Source organism: Candidatus Propionivibrio aalborgensis (genome assembly GCF_900089945.1).
GTDB lineage: Bacteria > Pseudomonadota > Gammaproteobacteria > Burkholderiales > Rhodocyclaceae > Propionivibrio > Propionivibrio aalborgensis.
This window is the reverse complement of record NZ_FLQY01000022.1, coordinates 1-877: the sequence shown is the minus strand read 5'-3', so window position 1 is coordinate 877 and position 877 is coordinate 1. Positions and strand designations below refer to the sequence as shown.

General features: G+C 53.7%; 1 protein-coding gene and 1 pseudogene. Both read left to right on the top strand.

Annotated features, from left to right (window positions below; genetic code table 11):
• Positions 1–243: pseudogene (locus tag PROAA_RS18810) on the top strand (serine/threonine protein kinase); the annotation flags it as partial.
• On the top strand, positions 240–877 hold a 638-nt coding region (locus tag PROAA_RS01525; protein ID WP_186409624.1), incomplete at its 3' end, for a PP2C family protein-serine/threonine phosphatase. The pseudogene PROAA_RS18810 and the gene PROAA_RS01525, both read left to right, overlap by 4 nt.

Below are 877 nucleotides of genomic sequence, written 5' to 3'. Positions count from 1 at the left end.
GCCGATAGCCGGCAGGAAAAGGACAAAGTAATTCCCGCCATGATACGTTGGCAAGGTCAATACTCGGAGCAATTGCTCAAAACGGTAGATTGGTGTTTGTCGCTTGATCATCTGAGTCGGCCGCAAAGCGTCTTTGCCCTGCAAAAAGCGCTGACAAAGAAGGTCCCCAAACCGGAACTGCGGAAAAAGCACTGGCTTGACCACGTGGTAGGAAAATTCAAGAGAAAGATTGAGGTCCAGTGAAATTCACAATTTATCAAGAAAGCCGACCAGGCAAGCGCGCCAACAACGAGGACAGACTGGCCCATTGCTATTCGCGTGATGCCCTGTTGCTGGTCATTGCAGACGGAATGGGCGGGCACTACTACGGCGAGGTCGCAGCGCAAATCGCCGTACAGGTACTCGTCGAAACCTTTCAGCGTGACGCCAAACCCGAGATTCGAGATCCCTTCATGTTCTTGCATAAGGCGATGACCACCGCGCATCGTGCGATCGTCGATTTTACCGATGCTCACAAGCTCAAGGATTCGCCGCGAACAACCTGCGTGGCCTGCATCATCCAGGACAACATTGCCTATTGGGCACATGCAGGCGACTCACGACTTTATCTATTGCGTGGTGGAAAAGTGGTTACTCACACGCGCGATCACTCGCGCGTTCAGTTGCTGATTGATCAGGGCTTGATCAACGAGTCACAAGCGGCCGTGCACCCGGACCGCAACAAGGTCTATAGCTGCCTTGGTGGTCAACAGTCTCCCGAGATCGAGTTTTCGCGCAAAACACCTCTTGTGGCTGGCGATGTGCTGGCGCTCTGCACAGATGGCGTGTGGGGTGTCATACCGGACGATACGCTGGCCGTCGCTCTGAAAGAGAAAAA